Here is a 15,121-nt window from a genome sequence, read left to right as displayed (position 1 = left end):
GTTCTGTGCCCCGAGCGACGCTAGCCGACGTCGCGGCGGCCGCCGGAGTGTCGGTGCCGACGGTCTCCAAAGTCCTGAGCGGCAAGAAACACGTCTCGGCCGCCACCAGGGACAAGGTCCTCGAAGCCGTCCGGGCCTTCGGGTACGAGGCCCCGCGCCCGCCGAGCACGCCCCGGGTCGGCCTGGTCGACCTGCTCATCGACGGGCTCGGCTCGCCGTGGGCGCAGGTGCTCATCAGGGGCGCGGAGCGGGCGGCGGCGCGGTGGGGGTTCTCGCTCGTGGTGACCTCGTCCGCGCGGTCCGACTTCGACCTGCGGCGCTGGATCGGGATCATGCGCAAGCGCGGCACCGACGGCATCGTGCTGGTGCTCTCCCGGCACAACAAGGACGAGATCGCGGCCATCGGAGAGCTGCTGCACGTCCCCCTCGTGCTGCTGGACCCGGTCGGTCAGCGCGACCCGCGCACGTCCACGGTCGGGGCCACGAACTGGTCCGGTGGCGTCATCGCCACGACCCACCTGCTCGAGCTGGGGCACACCCGGATCGGCTTCATCGGCGGGCCGCTCGACGTGCAGTGCACGCTCGACCGGTACGAGGGCTACCTGGCGGCGCACCGCACGTTCGGCATCGAGCCTGATCGTGAGCTGACCCGCTACGGCGACTTCCTCGTCTCCGGTGGCAAGCTGTTCGGCGGCGAGCTGCTCGACCGCGACGACCCGCCCTCCGCGATCTTCGCCGGGTCCGACCTGCAGGCTGCGGGCGTCTACCAGGCGGCCGCCGAGCGCGACGTCCGCGTCCCCGGTGACCTGTCCGTGATCGGGTTCGACGACTCGCCCCTGTGTGAGATGTTGTCGCCCCCGCTGACCACCGTGCGCCAGCCGCTCGACGACATGGCCAACGAGGCCGTACGGCTCATCTCCGAGGAGCTGACTCACCCGGGCGGGCCCGCGGGCACCCGCATCGAGCTGGCCACCACGCTCATCGTCCGCGCCAGCACCGAGCAGCTGTCCTCGTAGCAGACCGGAAAGCGCGGGAAGGGTGAATTCCGGCAGGCGGTGAGCGAGCCGTTCCAGGAGACGGACATCGCGCTGGTCGAGGAACTGGCCGCTCGCACGGCGACCTGCATCGACAACGCCCGCCTCTACAGCAGGGAGCGGCGTACCGCGCTCATGCTGCAGAGCAGCCTGCTGCCGAGATGCCTGAAGACGCCGCCAGGGCTGGAGATCGCCTACCGCTACCTGCCGGCCAGCGACCTGGCCGGGGTGGGCGGCGACTGGTTCGACGTGATCCCCCTGTCCGGCGACCGCACGGCGCTCGTGGTCGGCGACGTCATGGGTCACGGGGTACGCGCCGCCGCTACGATGGGCCAGCTCAGAACCGCCACCCAGACGCTGGAGCCTCGACCTGGACCCGCCCGAGCTGCTGTTCCGGCTCAACCGGGTGGCACAGCAGCTCGACTCCGACCAGATCGCCACCTGCGTCTACGCCCGCCACGACCGCTCCGCGGGCACGGTACAGATCGCCAGTGCCGGCCACCTGCCTCCCGTGCTGGTCCAGCCGGCCGGCGTGGCCACCACGCTCCCGGTGACGCCGGGCCCGCCGCTGGGCATCGACCGGATCTGCGACATGGTCGTGCGCGCCCAGTGCCCGAACAGCGAACGCGACGACATCGCCCTGCTCCTGGCCAAGGCGGTGTGACCGGGCGCTCCTGACCCACGCATCGGTCATGCCGCTTCGTGTGCGCGACCGTGGGCCAGCCAGGCTTCGAGGGTCAGTAGCCCGGGGTGGAGCGTCCGCAGGGCCGGGATGTCGGCGCGGTAGCCGGACTCGCCGAACCAGAACAACATCCGCGCCTCTTTGCCCATCGCCCGCAGCACCAGCCTGGGCAGACGCGGGTACCGGCCGGGCCGGCCCGCCGCCTTGAGCGTGGCGGCGATCCGTGGCACGGTCAGCTCGTCGCCGGCCAGCTCCAGTGCCTGGCCCGCGAAGGCGTCTGGTTGCTCGAAGGCCAGCCGGGCGAAGACGCCGATGTCCCGTACGGCGATCATTTGCAGCGGTTTGGCAGGGCCGAGCGCGGCGGCCATCATGCCGAGGCCGATGCCGGCCCCCCGCATGGTGAACACGTCGGTGAACGTGGTCGGCCGCAGCACGGTGGCGGGCAGGTCGGCGGCCAGCAGGTGTTGTTCGATCTCCCATTTGGTGTCGAAGTGGGGAATGCCGCGCACCCGTTCCGCGCCGCCGACGGAGGTGTAGACGAAGTGCGCGACGCCGGCGGCCTGGGCGGCGTCGATCAGGGTCACGCCCTGCCGGACCTCGCCCTCGAGCCCGGCGGTACGGGAGTTCTGCACGCTGAAGACCCCGTGGACGCCGGTCAGCGCCCGCCGCAACGACCCGGCGTCGGCCATGTCGCCGGCAACCACCTCCACGCCCCTGGCGGCCAGCGCCCTGGCTGCGGCGCTCGACGGGTCGCGGCTGAGTGCCCGCACCCGCCATCGGCCCGGTTCCCCGAGCAATGCGTCCACGACGGCGCCACCCTGGTTGCCGGTGGCCCCGGTGGCGAGGATCAGCGGGCGCGCGCTGGCTGCGTCCATGACGTCCCTCTCTAAAGGTGGTTAGACTGAAGGAGAAGTACTGGATAGTTACCTAGTTCACTATCTCTTTCAGGGATGGAGTCGGATGTCAAGCCGAGGACCATCGGAATCCAGCGCGACCGAGCTGGGCGAGCTGCTGGTGGCCGCCTCGCGGGCGTTCTCGCAGCAGGGCAGAGCCCGGTTCGGCGAGTACGGGCTTTCGCCCGCCCGGGTGCGGCTGTTGACCACGCTGCACAGCCGCCCGGGCGGCCGGATGCGGGATCTCGCCGACGTGCTCGGGGTCAGCGGGCGCGCCATCACCCCGCTGGTCGACGCTCTGGAGGCGGACGGCCTCGTCACCCGCCGGCCCGACCCGGACGACCGGCGTGCCTTCCGCCTCACCCTCACCGGCAAAGGGCTCGGCGCGATCGACGAGATCGCCCGCCTGCAGGAGCAGATCAGCGAGGAGATCTTCGCGGGGATGGGCGAGGCCGACCGCCGCGACCTGGCCCATCTGCTCCGGACATTCCTCGACACGACGCCGGCGCGGCCCTGCACGTGAGCCGGAGCGGGTACGTCGACGAGGTGGGCGCCATGCGAACGGGAAAGATCCTCCACGCCGGGCAACGCGCGGTGAACGAGCCCCCGAGACCAGGTCTGGAGATGGCATGGTGGAGACCGAAGGCCGGCCGGTGACGGACGGCGCCGCTGGGCGGGCGCGGCCGCTGCGCGGCCTGCGGGTCGTCGAGCTGTCCAGCTACGTGGCGACGCCGTTGTGCGGGATGACACTGGCTCAGCTGGGCGCCGACGTGATCAGGGTCGAGCCGGTCGGCGGCGCGGTCGATCGCACCCGGTGGCCGCTGGCCCAGAGCGGCACGAGCCTGTACTGGTCAGGGCTCAACAAGGGCAAGCGCGCCATCGAGGTGGACCTGTCACGGGAGGAGGGCCGTGCGCTCGTCGCCGACCTCATCGTCCGCACCGGGGTGGTGGTCAGCAACGCGGACCGGTTCCCCGAGCTGACGTTCGAGGCGTTGCGCACACGCCGCCCCGACGTGATCCACGTGCTCCTCACCGGCCGCCGCGACGGCGGGGCCGCCGTGGACTACACCGTCCAGGCGGCCACCGGATTCCCCCTCCTGACCGGCCCGCCGGACACGGCACAGCCGGTGAACAGCGTGGTGCCGGCCTGGGACCTGGCCGCCGGCCTCTACCTGGCGGCCGGGCTGCTGGCCGCCGAACACCACCGCCTGCTGACGGGCGAGGGTGGGCAGGTACGCCTCGCACTCGAGGACGTCGCCCTGGCCACCGCCGGGAGCCTCGGCTATCTCGCCGAAGCCCAGCTGGGCGGCACGCCCAGGCAACGTGACGGCAACCACGTGTACGGCACCTTCGGCCGCGACTTCGCCACCGCCGACGGGGGGCGGCTGATGATCGTGGCCCTCACGCCCCGGCACTGGCGGGACCTCCTGGCCGCCACCGGGCTCGCCGACGTGGTCACCGCGCTGGCCGCCGCGTTCGGCGCCGATTTCACCGAGGAGTCGCAGCGCCACCGGCACCGCAAGGTGCTCGGCGAGCTGCTCGCGAGTTGGTTCGAGGCTCACACCCTGGCCGAGGCGGAGGCGGCGTTGCGGGACACCCGGGTGTTGTGGTCGGCGTACCGGAGCTTCGCCGACCTCGTCCCGCTGCTGCCGGGGAACCCGCTGATGGCGCGGCTCCACCAACCCGGCGTCGGCGAGCACTGGGCGCCGGGATCACCTCTGGTGATGGACGGGCGGCAATTGCCCCCGGCGGCGGCCCCGCTGGTGGGGCAGCACACCGGCGAGGTGCTGCGCGACGAGCTCGGCCGGTCCGAGCAGGACCTCGCCAAGCTGAGGGACAACGGCATCATTCGGAGCGCCGGAAGCGGAGAACGACGATGAGCGCACTGACCGAGGACGAGCGGGACATCGTCGCCCTGGCCGGCGAATTCGTCGACGAGCGGGTGCGGCCGCGCGTACGGGACTACGAGTCGGTGGACAAGTACCCCGCCGCGTTCATCGACGAGATGAAGAAGCTGAGCTTCTTCTGCCTGCTGGTCCCGGGCGAGCACGGCGGCGTGGACGTCAGCGCCGCCTGCTTCGCCCGGGTGACCGAGGAACTGGCCCGCGGCTGGATGAGCGTCTTCGGCTCTCTGTGTTACATGAGTAAAACGGACATCAGCGTGGCCTCGTCGCCTGCCGGCCGAGGCCGGGAAGCGATTCGGTGGAAGCCGATGCCGCGTCCGTCCGGCGAGCCGGGCGGACCGTGGTTGAGAACCGCGTTGTCGGGGCCTGACTCCGCATTCCTGGAGGGAGTGCGGCTCTTGGGCCACCGCCCCGCCCGACGCTGTCCCGTTGGTGCGAGCACCAATGGGGGCCGGGACCGGGCGCCAGTCAGGCACCCGGCTGTGACTGAACATTACCGTCCGATTACCTTCAGTCGCAACATCTCTAAGAACCTGCCCAAGCTCGGCTACCGGGGCGTCGAGGCGTGCGAGCTCGTCTTCGACCGGATGAGGGTCCCCGCTTCCGCCGTGCTCGGCGGCGAGCCCGGCCAGGGATGGGCGCACATGGTGCGCGGCCTCGAGGTCGGCAGGATCCAGGTGGCCGCCCGCGCGGTCGGCGTGGCCCAGGCCGCGCTCGACGACGCCATCAGGTACGCCCAGGAGCGGGAGTCGTTCGGCAAGCCGATCTGGAAACACCAGTCGGTGGGGAACCTGCTGGCCGACATGGCCACCAAGGTAAGGGCGGCGCGGCTGCTCACCGAGGACGCCGCACGCCGGCTCGACGAGGGCGCCCGGGCCGACATGGAGGCCGGCATGGCCAAGCTGTTCGCCTCCGAGGCCGCCATGCAGGTGGCGCTGGACGCGATGCGGGTGCACGGCGGGTACGGCTACTCCAAGGAGTTCGAGGTCGAGCGGTATTTCCGGGACGCCCCGCTGATGATCCTGGGCGAGGGCACCAACGAGATCCAGCGCAACGTCATCGCGGCGCAGCTGATCGCCCGCAACCCCATCACATGAACGAGAGAAGCTGATGAGCTGGGCACCGCACACCGTCACCACGACCGAGACGCTCGACCCGCACCCCGTGGCGGCCCTGTCGTCGCTGTTCGACGACGGCACGCCCGCGATCGGCCCGGGCGCCGCCCTGCCGCCGCTGTGGCACTGGCCGGCCCTGGCCCGCTGGCCCGTCTCCTCCGTCCTCGGCACGGACGGCCATCCGGCACGCGGGTCGTTCCTGCCTCCGGTGGAGCTGCCGCGGCGCATGTTCGCCGGTGGCGAGGTCGTCTTCCACGCCCCGCTCACCGTCGGAGGCACGGTGCGGCGCGAGTCGCGGGTGGAGTCGGTCACCGAGAAGTCCGGGCGCTCGGGCGAGCTGGTCGTCGTGGCCGTCGCCACCAGGCTGTACGACGAGCACGACCGGCTCGCGATCGAGGAACGGCAGGACCTCATCTACCGGGACGCGGGCCCCGTCCTCCCGGCGGAGATTCCGGCCGAGCCGGCGGCCGCCCTGACCCCCACCGGCGCGCCATTCACCCGGGCGGGGGAGTGGGCGTGGGATCTCGCCACGGACCCGACCCTGCTGATGCGCTTCAGCGCCGCCACGTCGAACCCGCACCGCATTCACTACGACTGGCCGTACGCCACCCGCGTCGAGGGCTATCCCGGACTGGTGGTGCACGGGCCGCTGATGACGCTCGCCCTCGCCGAGGTGCTCCGTCTCGAGCAACACGGCGTGCCGATCTCGTGTATCCGGCACAGGAACCGCAAACCCCTGTTCTGCGGCCAAGCCGCGCGCATGCGCAGGGTCGAGGACGTCCCGCTCGCGCTGGGCCTGTTCGCCCAGGACTCCGGCGAACCCTGCAGCACCTTGACGATCGAAGGGCCCAGCCATGCGTGAAACGGTCGTCTTCGGGGCAACTACGGCGTCACAACCCTGAGGATCTCGGACATGGAGCACAACGCCCGCGTCATCGTCGACACCTTGCAAGCCGTCGTCGGCAAGGCGGCGACACACCTGCAGGCGACCGGCGAGCACCAGGCCGTCGCCTACGACGTGGCTTCCGTGTCGTCGTCGGTCGCGGCCGCCGCGGCACTCCTCGGCCACGGCGCCCGCGGCCTCGGGCGCGCGAACGGGGCGGCCGAGGACGACCTGGCGTTGCTCTACGCCGCCGACGTCGCCGCGGACGTGACGGGCCGCATGACCGGCCGGGAATCCCTGTGGGGCGTGGACCGGACCGCGCTTGACGGGATCGCCGCCCACATGGCCGCCGGACGGGACCCGGCTCTCCTGGAACGTGTGGCCGAGCGCGTCATGGCCACCCGCGAGGCGGGAGCGCGGCACCTGTCCGACGAGCTGCAGCTGGTCCGCACCGCCTTCCGCGAGTTCGCAGCCGACCAGATCGCCCCAGTCGCCGATCGGATACACTGCGACGACGAGGACATCCCCGCCGTCATCATCGACGGCCTCGCCGACATGGGCTGCTTCGGGCTGTCGATCCCCGCCGCGTACGGCGGCTACGCGGAAGGCGGGGCCGACGAGCTGCTGAGCATGGTGGTGGTGACCGAAGAGCTCGCCCGCGCCTCGCTCGGGGCCGCGGGCTCGCTCATCACCCGCCCCGAGATCATCGGCGCCGCGATCGCCCGCGGCGGCACCGAAGAGCAGAAACGGCGCTGGCTCCCCGCCATTGCCTCGGGGGAGCGGCTGTGCGCCGTCGCGGTGACCGAGCCCGACTGCGGGTCGGACGTCGCCGCCATCACCACCAGCGCGGTCAGGGACGGCGACGAGTGGGTGCTGAACGGCGTCAAAACGTGGTGCACCTTCGCCGGCCGCGCCCACTACCTGCTCGTCCTGGTACGCACGGACCCGGACCGCGCGGCCGGCCACCGAGGGCTGTCGCTCTTCGTCGTGGAGAAACCGTCCTTCACCGGCCACGAGTGGCGCCTCACCCAGGAGGGCGGCGGAAGCGTCGAAGGGCGCGCCATCCGCACCCTCGGCTACCGCGGCATGCACTCCTTCGAGGTCCGCTTCGACCACTGGCACGTCCCCGCGGCAGACCTGATCGGCCTGGACGACGGCCTCGGGCGCGGCTTCTACCTGCAGATGCAGGCATTCGCCAACGCGCGCCTGCAGACCGCCGCCCGGGCCGTCGGGGTCATGCAGTCGGCGCTCGAACTCGCCGTGGACTACGCCCGGCAGCGCTCGGTCTTCGGCCGGTCGCTCGCGGACTACCAGCTGACCCGCACCAAGATCGCAAGAATGGCGGGGTTGATCGCCGCGTGCCGGGCGTTCACGTTCGCGGCGGCACGGGCCGTCGCCGCCGGCGACGGCGGGCTCGAGGCGGCGCAGGTCAAGCAGCTCGCCTGCCGGGCGGCCGAGTGGGTCACCCGCGAAGCCCAGCAGCTGCACGGCGGCTACGGGTACGCCGAGGAGTACAGCATCTCGCGGCTGTTCGTGGACGCCCGCGTGCTGTCCATCTTCGAGGGCGCCGACGAGGTCCTCGCCCTCAGGGTCATCGCCCGCCGCCTGGCCAAGCCCTGACGTGTCCGCGTTGCCGGCAGCCACCCAGTGCTCCGATCGGCTGGTGACGGTCCACCCGCGCCAACGGCCATGTGATGCCGCCCACACTGCCGGGCCGCGCATCACGCGCGGGGCGGGGAAACTCCTTCTCCGGTGCCCAGCACTCTGGTGAGCGCCTCCCGGACGGCCGCGCGGACCGCGACCGGGTCGTCGAGATCGAAGCCGACCACGAGCCCGTCCCTGAGCAGTAGGAGGATGTCGGCGGTGCGCTCCGCGTCGGGGTGGCCGTCGGCGGCGAGTAGGTCCCGGTACAGGTCGCGGGTCCAGCGGCGGTGCTCGGCGATGGCCTGCCGTACGGGGTGGCCGGGATCGGGATATTCGGCCGCCGTGTTGACGAAGGGGCAGCCGCGGTAGGCGGGGCCTGCGCCGAACTCGCACATGAAGGCGAAGATCGCCATCAGCTTCTCGCGCGCCGAGGCGGCGTCCACGGTGGCGACCGCGGCGCGCTGCCGCGTGCTCTGATCGCTCACGTACGCGCGGACGAGGTCGTCCTTGCTCGGGAAGTGCTTGTAGAAGGTCGCCTTGGCGACGTCCGCCTCCGCGATGATCCGGTCGATCCCGACCGTGTGCACGCCCTCCCGGTAGAACAGGCGCGTCGCGGTGTCGAGCACGCGGGTGCGCGCCGCGCTCGGGCGATGTCCTTCCATCGTTTCTGCGGTCACCAGTTGACGGTACCAGACAGACCTGTCTACTCTCTTGGCAAGAAGACAGACAGACAGGTCTGTTCACTGAGAAGGGTATCGTCATGAGCATCTACACCGCCATCGCCACCGCCGCCGGGCGCGACGGCCGCGCGGTCTCCTCGGACGGACGGCTGGACGTCACGCTGGCCCGGCAGAAGGAGCTGGGCGGCGACGGCAACGGCACCAACCCTGAGCAGCTCTTCGCCGCCGGCTACGCCGCCTGCTTCGCCTCGGCGATGCAGCTGGTGGGCGCGCGCAAGAAGCTCGACGTCTCTGACGCGTCGGTCACGGCCGAGATCGGCCTGTCGCCGAACGGCCAGGGCGGCTTCCAGCTCGAGGCCACGCTCCGGGTCGAGCTGCCCGACTCGATCGCCCCGGAGACGGCCCGCGAGCTCGTCGAGGCCACCCACCAGGTGTGCCCCTACTCCAACGCCACCCGCGGCAACATCCCGGTCAACCTGGTCGTGGAGTAGGCCCACCCGGGAGTAAGGAAGTGACTCTGTCTACGCTCCAGAGGTGACTGCCGTTCCCCGCTACTACGCATGAGGGCGTAGCGCGAAGCCATCCCCGGGCTTGACGACCCAGGGGGTGCTCCCAGGCGACCCTGAAGTCGAGCACACAACACGAACTCGACACAGGAGCGGACATGACCACTCTCACGCACACGCTCACGCACCGTACGATCCCGGCCGTGACCCGCTGGCTTGCCGCGCACAGCATCGACGTCCTCCGCGTCAGCCTCGGCCTGATCTTCCTGGGCTTCGGGGCGCTGAAGTTCTTCCCGGGCGTCAGCCCGGCCGAGGAGCTGTCGGTGGCCACCGTTCAGACGCTGTCCTTCGGACTCCTCTCCGGCACCACAGCACTGATGTTCGTGGCCGCGGTCGAGTGCTTCATCGGCCTGACCCTCATCACCGGGCGGCTGCTGAAGACCGGCCTGGCCGTGCTGGCCGGGGCGCTGGTGGGGATCATGGCGCCGCTGGTGCTGTTCTTCACCGATCTGTTCCCCGGGCCTCCGACGCTGACCGCGCAGTACGTGCTCAAGGACATCGTCTTGGCCGCCGCCGCGCTGGTCATCGCGGCCCGCGCCCTGGGTGCCCGGCTCGTGCCGCACCGCGGGTGATCGGCGCGCCGGCCCTCGCCGCCCACACGCCGCCCGTGCCTCGAAGGCAGACCTTCGAGGCACGGGCGGATTCATGTGTGTCAGTCCCTATAGGGAGCGACCGTGATCTTGTCGATCGTCGGGGCGTACTGGGAGCGGAGGAGCACTCCAGGGAAGGTCTCCGACGCGTAGGTCTTGCCGTCGAAGTTGGGCAGTTCCTCGGCGGAGAACCGCACCGTGTTGTCGCCCTTGTTCAGCCGCACCGGGACCGTCAGCTCCCAGAAGTTGTTCTCGTGGAAGGAGTGCGGGAACAGCACACGCTGCGGGGCGGCGCCGTTCACCGCGATGTCGGCGTGCCTGGCGAGCGGGTCCGGGTTGTAGTGCGTCGCCGGCGACTGCTCCGGGTTGGAATACCGGACGCGCATGGCGTACGTGCCCGGCTTGTCCGCTTGCACCGTGAAGGTCAGGGTGTTGGCGTTGCCCGGCGTGCCGCCGACCCCGGTGACCGCGGCCTTGCCGCTGGCCAGGGAGAGCTGCGACGCCTTCGCCGTGCCGGCGAGCTGGGCCGACTCCGCCTCGTAGGCGGTGCCGGGCAGCGCGTCGGCGGCCGGGCGCACCTCCAGCCGGTCGATGAGCGCCGTGCCGGACGCGCCGGAGACGGTGACCTTGTTGACGCCGCCGGACAGCGACACCGTCCTGGTGGAGCCGTCGCGCCGGGCGTCCTCCATCACCTGGATGCCGTTGACGGATATTGTCGCCTGGCCGGAGCCAAGCAGCTTGAGGTCAAGGGTGGCCGCAGTGTCCTGGGCAGAGTAGACCCAGAACGTCACCGACTTCCCGCGGTCGGTCGCCACGACACCCGAGCCGCCGACGCCGTCGCCCTTGACGTCGTAGGCGATGTGGGCCCCGCTCAGGTCGGCCAGCTCGGCCTCGTAGATCGAGGTCGTCGCCGCCGGGTTGGCCAGCGACAGCCGGATCCGGTCCACGAGCGCGTCGCCCTTGGTCGCTTTGGCGCCGTCGAGGCTCCGCGCGGCCAGGGAGATCACGTGCTTGCCCGCCTTGAGCTCCACGGTGGTGTCGGCGTGGTCCCACACGACCCACTTGTAGCCGAGGGGCAGGAACAGCTCCTGCTCGGCGGCGCCGTCCACGCGGACGAAGACGTTGGTCTGCCCTTGCTCGCGCACCCGGTCGAAGGTGTTGAGCGAGTTGGCGAAGACGCTCAGGTCGTAGCGGCCGTCCTGCGGGACCTCGATGGTGAAGTCGAGCACCCCGTCGGAGCCGGTCCGCAGCCCGCCGACGTTGTAGCGGCCGGAGGTGTAGAACTTCGACACGTCCGAGGGTGAGCCCTCGGGGCCGTTGCGGCTGTAGCCGCTGCCGGTGTACTTGGCGTCCTCGGCCTCGTACGACTGCTCCCACAGCTTGGGCGCGGCCGCCGTCGCGGTGCCCGTGCCCTCGGGGCTGAGCACGATCTCGTACGCCGACGACTCCTTCAGCCGCGGCAGGTCACCGCTGCCGAAGTCGAACGCCACGGTGCCGTCCTCGACCTTGACGTCGCGCTCGGCGATGATCTCCGGCTGCGCCGAGTCGCCGATCTGCCCCGTCCACGGGATCTCGCGGATCCAAGCGTGCACGCTCGCGCCGAAGACGTCGTCGGGGACGTTCTCGAAGCGGATGTGCCCGGCGCTGCTCGCGCCGCCGAAGATCGCCCGCGCCTGCTTCTTGGCCGGGTCGAGCGTGGCGACGCCCTGCAGGGTGTAGTTCTGCCCCGGGAACGGCGGCGTGACCTGCACGGTGTGCCCGCTCATGCTGCCGTAGGCGTTGAGCAGCCACCACTGGCCGTTGGCGCGGTTGGCCTGCACCGCCGAGTCGGACAGGTTGCCGTCGATGTTCCAGTAGGCGATGTCGGCGTCCACCTTCGACTCCTCGATGGCCGACACCCACTGGATCATCTGGCCGGGCACCGAGGTGTGGTAGTTGAAGGCGTACTCGTTGACGTTGATCGGCAGCTTCTTCCCGGCGTACTTGGTGCCGGCGAAGACCTCGGCCTCCCACCCGCGGTAGCGCTTGACGCTCTGCCGCACCTGCTCGGGGTGGCTGAGCTCGTGCCAGGTCATCACCTCGGGCACGGTGTCCGCCTTGACGGCGTGCTGCAGGAAGCCCTTCACCTGGGAGTACAGCACGCTGGTGTTGGGTCCGGCGATCCTGGCGTCCGGAATCTTGCCCTTGATGAGCGCGTAGACCTCGTCCCACGCCCTGAAGTAGTCCGCCGGGTCGTTGAGCCAGCTCTTGCGGTTGTAGCTCCACTCGCCGGTGCCGAACATGTTGCCCTCGGGCTCGTTGAACGGCACGAAGACGATGTTGTCCTGATATTTCGGGTCGAGCTCGCGGACCTGGTCCACTTGCTTGGCGATCTTCTCCTTGTACAGGTCCAGCTTCTCCAGCGGGGTGCTGCCCGGCCACTGGTACGGGAAGCCGCGGTGGATGTCGGTCATGTAGATGTACACGTCGCCGTCGGTGCTGTCAGCCAGTGGCTTGACCACCTCCAGCGCGTCGGCCCCCGGGTGCTGCGGGCCGTCCTGGGCCTTGGTCGAGACCGTGCGCAGGCGCATGCCCTCGATCAGGTTGTTCGTCGGCACTCCAGGCCCATACAGGCCGTAGAGCGTGCCGGACGCGCCGCCGTGGAAGGCACCGGTGTCCTTGGCCAGGTCGATGACGAGCTGGCCTTCGCGGATCACCGTGACGCCGGCGGTGACGGGTCGGCCGCCCGCCGTGCCCGTCACGGTGAACGTCCCGGCCTTGGCGTAGTCCTCGGGGTTCACCTGCGCCCAGGTGATGGCCAGGTCGCGGTCGTAGCCGTCGGAGAAGGTGGCGCGGACCGCGGCCGGCAGGGACGGCGCGGTACCGATGAACGTCCGCACCGCGAAGGTGTCCTGGGTCAGGCCCGTCGGGGTGGGGACCTGGCCGCCGGCGAGGGCGGCGACCTGCTCGGCCGTCAGCGCGGCGCCGTAGACGCGGAAGTCGTCGATCGCCCCGTCGAACAGCGGGTCCGGATAGAACGAGCGGCCGATGAACCCGGCGGACGTCGTGGCGGCGTCGATCAACTGCGCGGCCGTCACGTTCGTGGCGGCCGAGGCGACGGCGGCGCCGTCGAGGTAGGTGGTGACGCGCTTGGCGGCCGTGTCGAGGGTGACGGTCAGCGTCTTCCAGGCGTTGGCCGGCAGCGCGGCCGCCCCCGTGACCTGCGCCTCGCCGCCCGCCGACGACGCGGTCACCGCCGTGCGCAGGCGGCCGTCGCCGTTGTACGGCGTGGTGAACAGGTAGCGGCTGGTGTCCTTGCCCAGCGCGTAGATCCACTGCCAGGGGGCGGTGGTGCCGTCCCACTTCACCCGAGCCGACACGGTCAGGTCGGTCTTGCCCTTGATCGCCTCCAACGGCAGCTTCACGTAGGCGCCGCTCGAGGTCGGCGCGCCGCCGGGCAGGCTCAGCGCGTGCCCCTCGCCCGCACCGTCGACCAAAGACGCGGTGGAGCCGTTGACCAGCGTCCCGTGCAGGCCGTTGCCCGAGGAGTCGGTGACGGAGCCGGTGCTGACGTCGTCGGCGTCGAACTCGTAGACGAGGGCGGGTGTGGGTGGATCGGCCGCTGCCGCGACCGGGACGCCAACGGTTAACGCGAGGGTGAGGGCGGCCGGTAGCAGTCCGGCGCGCATGGCCTTGGTGATGCTCGGAAAGGTCATCACGATGTCCCTAGGTCATGTGAGCGCTAACAAGTTCGAGGGAGTCGATCCGCAACGCAACCGAGGGTTTCGCGTAGGTTACGTACCCGCAGCGCACACGTCAATGGGGCGTTCTCTTGTCGTTTCCGGCATGTCACGATTCGGTATCGTCCGCGTCCCTCGCTCTTGACGCCTGCCTCCTGGAGGAGTGACAGTCGAGCCCAATCGTTGAACCGGTTCGCCGCCGCTGGTGAGGCATGATCCCGTGGATCTTCCTGCATGGCGTCGTCCGGTCGACGATATGAGGGAGTCCGCAACGCAATCGTCGAACCGGTTCGATGCATTATCAGGAGGTGAGAGTGGCGACGATCGGAGACGTGGCCCGGGAGGCCGGGGTGAGCCGCAGCACGGCGTCGTACGCGCTGTCAGGCAAGCGGCCCATCTCCGAGGAGGTCCGCCGGCGCGTGCTCGCGGCGGCCGAGGCGCTGGCGTACACGCCGAACGCAGGCGCTCGCGCGCTCGCCACCTCCCAGACCAAGGTCCTCGGTCTGCTCGCCCAGTTCCACGAAGACGAGTTCGCGCCCGCGATGATGCAGTACATCCTGGGCGTCACCGACACCGCCCGCGACCTCGGCTACGACACGCTGCTGGTCACCGAGGCCGACGGCGCGCGGGCCCTGCGGCGCATCACCGATTCCCGGATGGTGGACGGTGTCGTCCTGATGAACATCGCGGAGGACGACCCGCGGCTGCCCATCCTGCGCGCCGCGCCGCAGCCGGGCGCGCTGGTCGGCCTGCCCGGCGACTGCTCGGGTCTCGATGTGTTCGACCTGGACTTCGAGGAGGCCGGCCGGGTCATGGTGGAGCACCTCCACCGCCTCGGCCACCGCGAGCTCATCCTGATCTCGCAGCCCGAGCACGTTGTCGAGCGTGGCGGCGCCTACGTCTGGCGGCTACGGGACGCCGCGCAGGAACGGGCGCGGCAACTCGGCGTCACCCTGCACGCGGTGTACGGCGAGTCCCGGCAACCTGCCGTGGGCCGCTTGCTCAACGGCCTGCTCGACGCCTACCCCGAGGCGACCGGCCTGCTGATCAACAACGAGGCGGCCGCCGCCGCGCTGCCGTCCGTCACCTACCAGCGCGGACTTCGGGTCCCCGAGGACCTGTCGGTCATCGGGCGTTACTCCGAGGAGTTCGCCGCGACCTTCTCTCTGCCCTATTCCTTCATCGAGAGCGCACCCGACCGCCTGGGCTCGATGGCGGTGCGCCAGCTCGTGCGCCGCGTCGAATCGGCGTCGGCCCGCGACGAGCCGTTCGTCGTGCGCTTCATCTCACCCGAACTGGTCTCCCGAGGCAGCACCGCGGCCCCGGGGGCGCCTCTCCAGCCTCCGTACGCCCCCTGAGCGTGCCCAGACCCCCCGACAACTTCTGACGCTCGATGTGAGCGCTAACATTG

At 70.7% G+C, this 15,121-nt stretch carries 13 protein-coding genes; 10 read left to right on the top strand and 3 right to left on the bottom strand.

Features of this window, described 5'->3' with window-relative positions; translation table 11 throughout:
• Nucleotides 1-5: 5 nt before the first annotated feature.
• Nucleotides 6-1,016: a LacI family DNA-binding transcriptional regulator gene (locus ACTWPT_RS49690; RefSeq protein WP_443184561.1), complete on the top strand. Its 1,011-nt coding sequence runs from the start codon at nt 6-8 to the stop codon at nt 1,014-1,016.
• 424 nt (nt 1,017-1,440) lie between these two features.
• Nucleotides 1,441-1,698 (top strand): SpoIIE family protein phosphatase, encoded by a 258-nt coding sequence (locus ACTWPT_RS49685; RefSeq protein WP_443184560.1) that lies wholly within the window; start codon nt 1,441-1,443, stop codon nt 1,696-1,698.
• 26 nt (nt 1,699-1,724) lie between these two features.
• Here the strand turns inward: ACTWPT_RS49685 and ACTWPT_RS49680 are convergent, their stop codons facing one another.
• Nucleotides 1,725-2,591 carry an NmrA/HSCARG family protein gene (locus ACTWPT_RS49680; protein ID WP_443184559.1) on the bottom strand — a complete coding sequence of 289 codons (867 nt, stop codon included), beginning with the start codon at nt 2,589-2,591 and terminating at the stop codon, nt 1,725-1,727.
• Nucleotides 2,592-2,676: 85 nt separating this feature from the next.
• Here ACTWPT_RS49680 and ACTWPT_RS49675 point away from each other — a divergent pair, with 85 nt between their 5' ends.
• The 5 genes from ACTWPT_RS49675 to ACTWPT_RS49655 all read left to right on the top strand — a co-directional run bounded on the left by ACTWPT_RS49675 (nt 2,677) and on the right by ACTWPT_RS49655 (nt 8,131).
• Nucleotides 2,677-3,132, top strand: a complete 456-nt coding sequence (locus ACTWPT_RS49675; protein ID WP_443184558.1) for a MarR family winged helix-turn-helix transcriptional regulator — start codon at nt 2,677-2,679, stop codon at nt 3,130-3,132.
• A 106-nt stretch (nt 3,133-3,238) separates the two neighbouring features.
• Nucleotides 3,239-4,489 (top strand): CoA transferase, encoded by a 1,251-nt coding sequence (locus tag ACTWPT_RS49670; protein ID WP_443184557.1) that lies wholly within the window; start codon nt 3,239-3,241, stop codon nt 4,487-4,489.
• Nucleotides 4,486-5,610, top strand: a complete 1,125-nt coding sequence (locus tag ACTWPT_RS49665; protein ID WP_443184556.1) for an acyl-CoA dehydrogenase family protein — start codon at nt 4,486-4,488, stop codon at nt 5,608-5,610. The genes ACTWPT_RS49670 and ACTWPT_RS49665 overlap by 4 nt, the downstream gene beginning before the upstream one ends.
• 13 nt (nt 5,611-5,623) lie before the next feature.
• The gene (locus ACTWPT_RS49660; protein WP_443184555.1) at nt 5,624-6,490 is read left to right on the top strand and encodes an FAS1-like dehydratase domain-containing protein; all 867 of its coding nucleotides are present in this window, start codon (nt 5,624-5,626) and stop codon (nt 6,488-6,490) included.
• 51 nt (nt 6,491-6,541) lie between these two features.
• Nucleotides 6,542-8,131 carry an acyl-CoA dehydrogenase family protein gene (locus ACTWPT_RS49655; RefSeq protein ID WP_443184554.1) on the top strand — a complete coding sequence of 530 codons (1,590 nt, stop codon included), beginning with the start codon at nt 6,542-6,544 and terminating at the stop codon, nt 8,129-8,131.
• A gap of 101 nt (nt 8,132-8,232) precedes the next feature.
• Here the strand turns inward: ACTWPT_RS49655 and ACTWPT_RS49650 are convergent, their stop codons facing one another.
• Nucleotides 8,233-8,832 (bottom strand): TetR/AcrR family transcriptional regulator, encoded by a 600-nt coding sequence (locus ACTWPT_RS49650; protein ID WP_443184553.1) that lies wholly within the window; start codon nt 8,830-8,832, stop codon nt 8,233-8,235.
• Between the two features lie 83 nt (nt 8,833-8,915).
• Between ACTWPT_RS49650 and ACTWPT_RS49645 the strand changes: the two genes are divergently transcribed.
• Together ACTWPT_RS49645 and ACTWPT_RS49640 are read left to right on the top strand one after the other, a co-directional pair.
• The gene (locus ACTWPT_RS49645) at nt 8,916-9,326 is read left to right on the top strand and encodes an organic hydroperoxide resistance protein (RefSeq protein ID WP_443184552.1); all 411 of its coding nucleotides are present in this window, start codon (nt 8,916-8,918) and stop codon (nt 9,324-9,326) included.
• 173 nt (nt 9,327-9,499) lie between these two features.
• Nucleotides 9,500-9,973, top strand: a complete 474-nt coding sequence (locus ACTWPT_RS49640) for a DoxX family membrane protein (RefSeq protein WP_443184551.1) — start codon at nt 9,500-9,502, stop codon at nt 9,971-9,973.
• Nucleotides 9,974-10,053: 80 nt separating this feature from the next.
• Here ACTWPT_RS49640 and ACTWPT_RS49635 read toward each other — a convergent pair whose 3' ends face one another.
• Nucleotides 10,054-13,686 (bottom strand): LamG-like jellyroll fold domain-containing protein, encoded by a 3,633-nt coding sequence (locus tag ACTWPT_RS49635; protein ID WP_443184550.1) that lies wholly within the window; start codon nt 13,684-13,686, stop codon nt 10,054-10,056.
• 338 nt (nt 13,687-14,024) lie between these two features.
• Between ACTWPT_RS49635 and ACTWPT_RS49630 the strand changes: the two genes are divergently transcribed.
• A complete protein-coding gene (locus tag ACTWPT_RS49630; RefSeq protein ID WP_443184549.1) occupies nt 14,025-15,068 on the top strand; it encodes a LacI family DNA-binding transcriptional regulator in 1,044 nt (347 codons plus the stop codon).
• Nucleotides 15,069-15,121 lie beyond the last annotated feature (53 nt).

Origin of the sequence: Nonomuraea sp. 3N208 (genome assembly GCF_052245935.1) — a bacterium.
In the GTDB taxonomy this organism is placed as follows: Bacteria; Actinomycetota; Actinomycetes; order Streptosporangiales; family Streptosporangiaceae; genus Nonomuraea.
The sequence above is the reverse complement of the archived record's forward strand: the minus strand, read 5'-3'. Positions and strand labels throughout refer to the sequence as shown.

What these genes read in the sequence shown, in the direction of transcription:
- ACTWPT_RS49660 (WP_443184555.1), top strand. Translation starts at nt 5,624, where the DNA reads ATGAGCTGGGCACCGCACACCGTCACCACGACCGAGACGCTCGACCCG.
- ACTWPT_RS49635 (WP_443184550.1), bottom strand. Translation starts at nt 13,686, where the DNA reads ATGACCTTTCCGAGCATCACCAAGGCCATGCGCGCCGGACTGCTACCG.
- ACTWPT_RS49680 (WP_443184559.1), bottom strand. Translation starts at nt 2,591, where the DNA reads ATGGACGCAGCCAGCGCGCGCCCGCTGATCCTCGCCACCGGGGCCACC.
- ACTWPT_RS49675 (WP_443184558.1), top strand. Translation starts at nt 2,677, where the DNA reads ATGTCAAGCCGAGGACCATCGGAATCCAGCGCGACCGAGCTGGGCGAG.
- ACTWPT_RS49645 (WP_443184552.1), top strand. Translation starts at nt 8,916, where the DNA reads ATGAGCATCTACACCGCCATCGCCACCGCCGCCGGGCGCGACGGCCGC.
- ACTWPT_RS49665 (WP_443184556.1), top strand. Translation starts at nt 4,486, where the DNA reads ATGAGCGCACTGACCGAGGACGAGCGGGACATCGTCGCCCTGGCCGGC.
- ACTWPT_RS49670 (WP_443184557.1), top strand. Translation starts at nt 3,239, where the DNA reads ATGGTGGAGACCGAAGGCCGGCCGGTGACGGACGGCGCCGCTGGGCGG.
- ACTWPT_RS49640 (WP_443184551.1), top strand. Translation starts at nt 9,500, where the DNA reads ATGACCACTCTCACGCACACGCTCACGCACCGTACGATCCCGGCCGTG.
- ACTWPT_RS49655 (WP_443184554.1), top strand. Translation starts at nt 6,542, where the DNA reads ATGGAGCACAACGCCCGCGTCATCGTCGACACCTTGCAAGCCGTCGTC.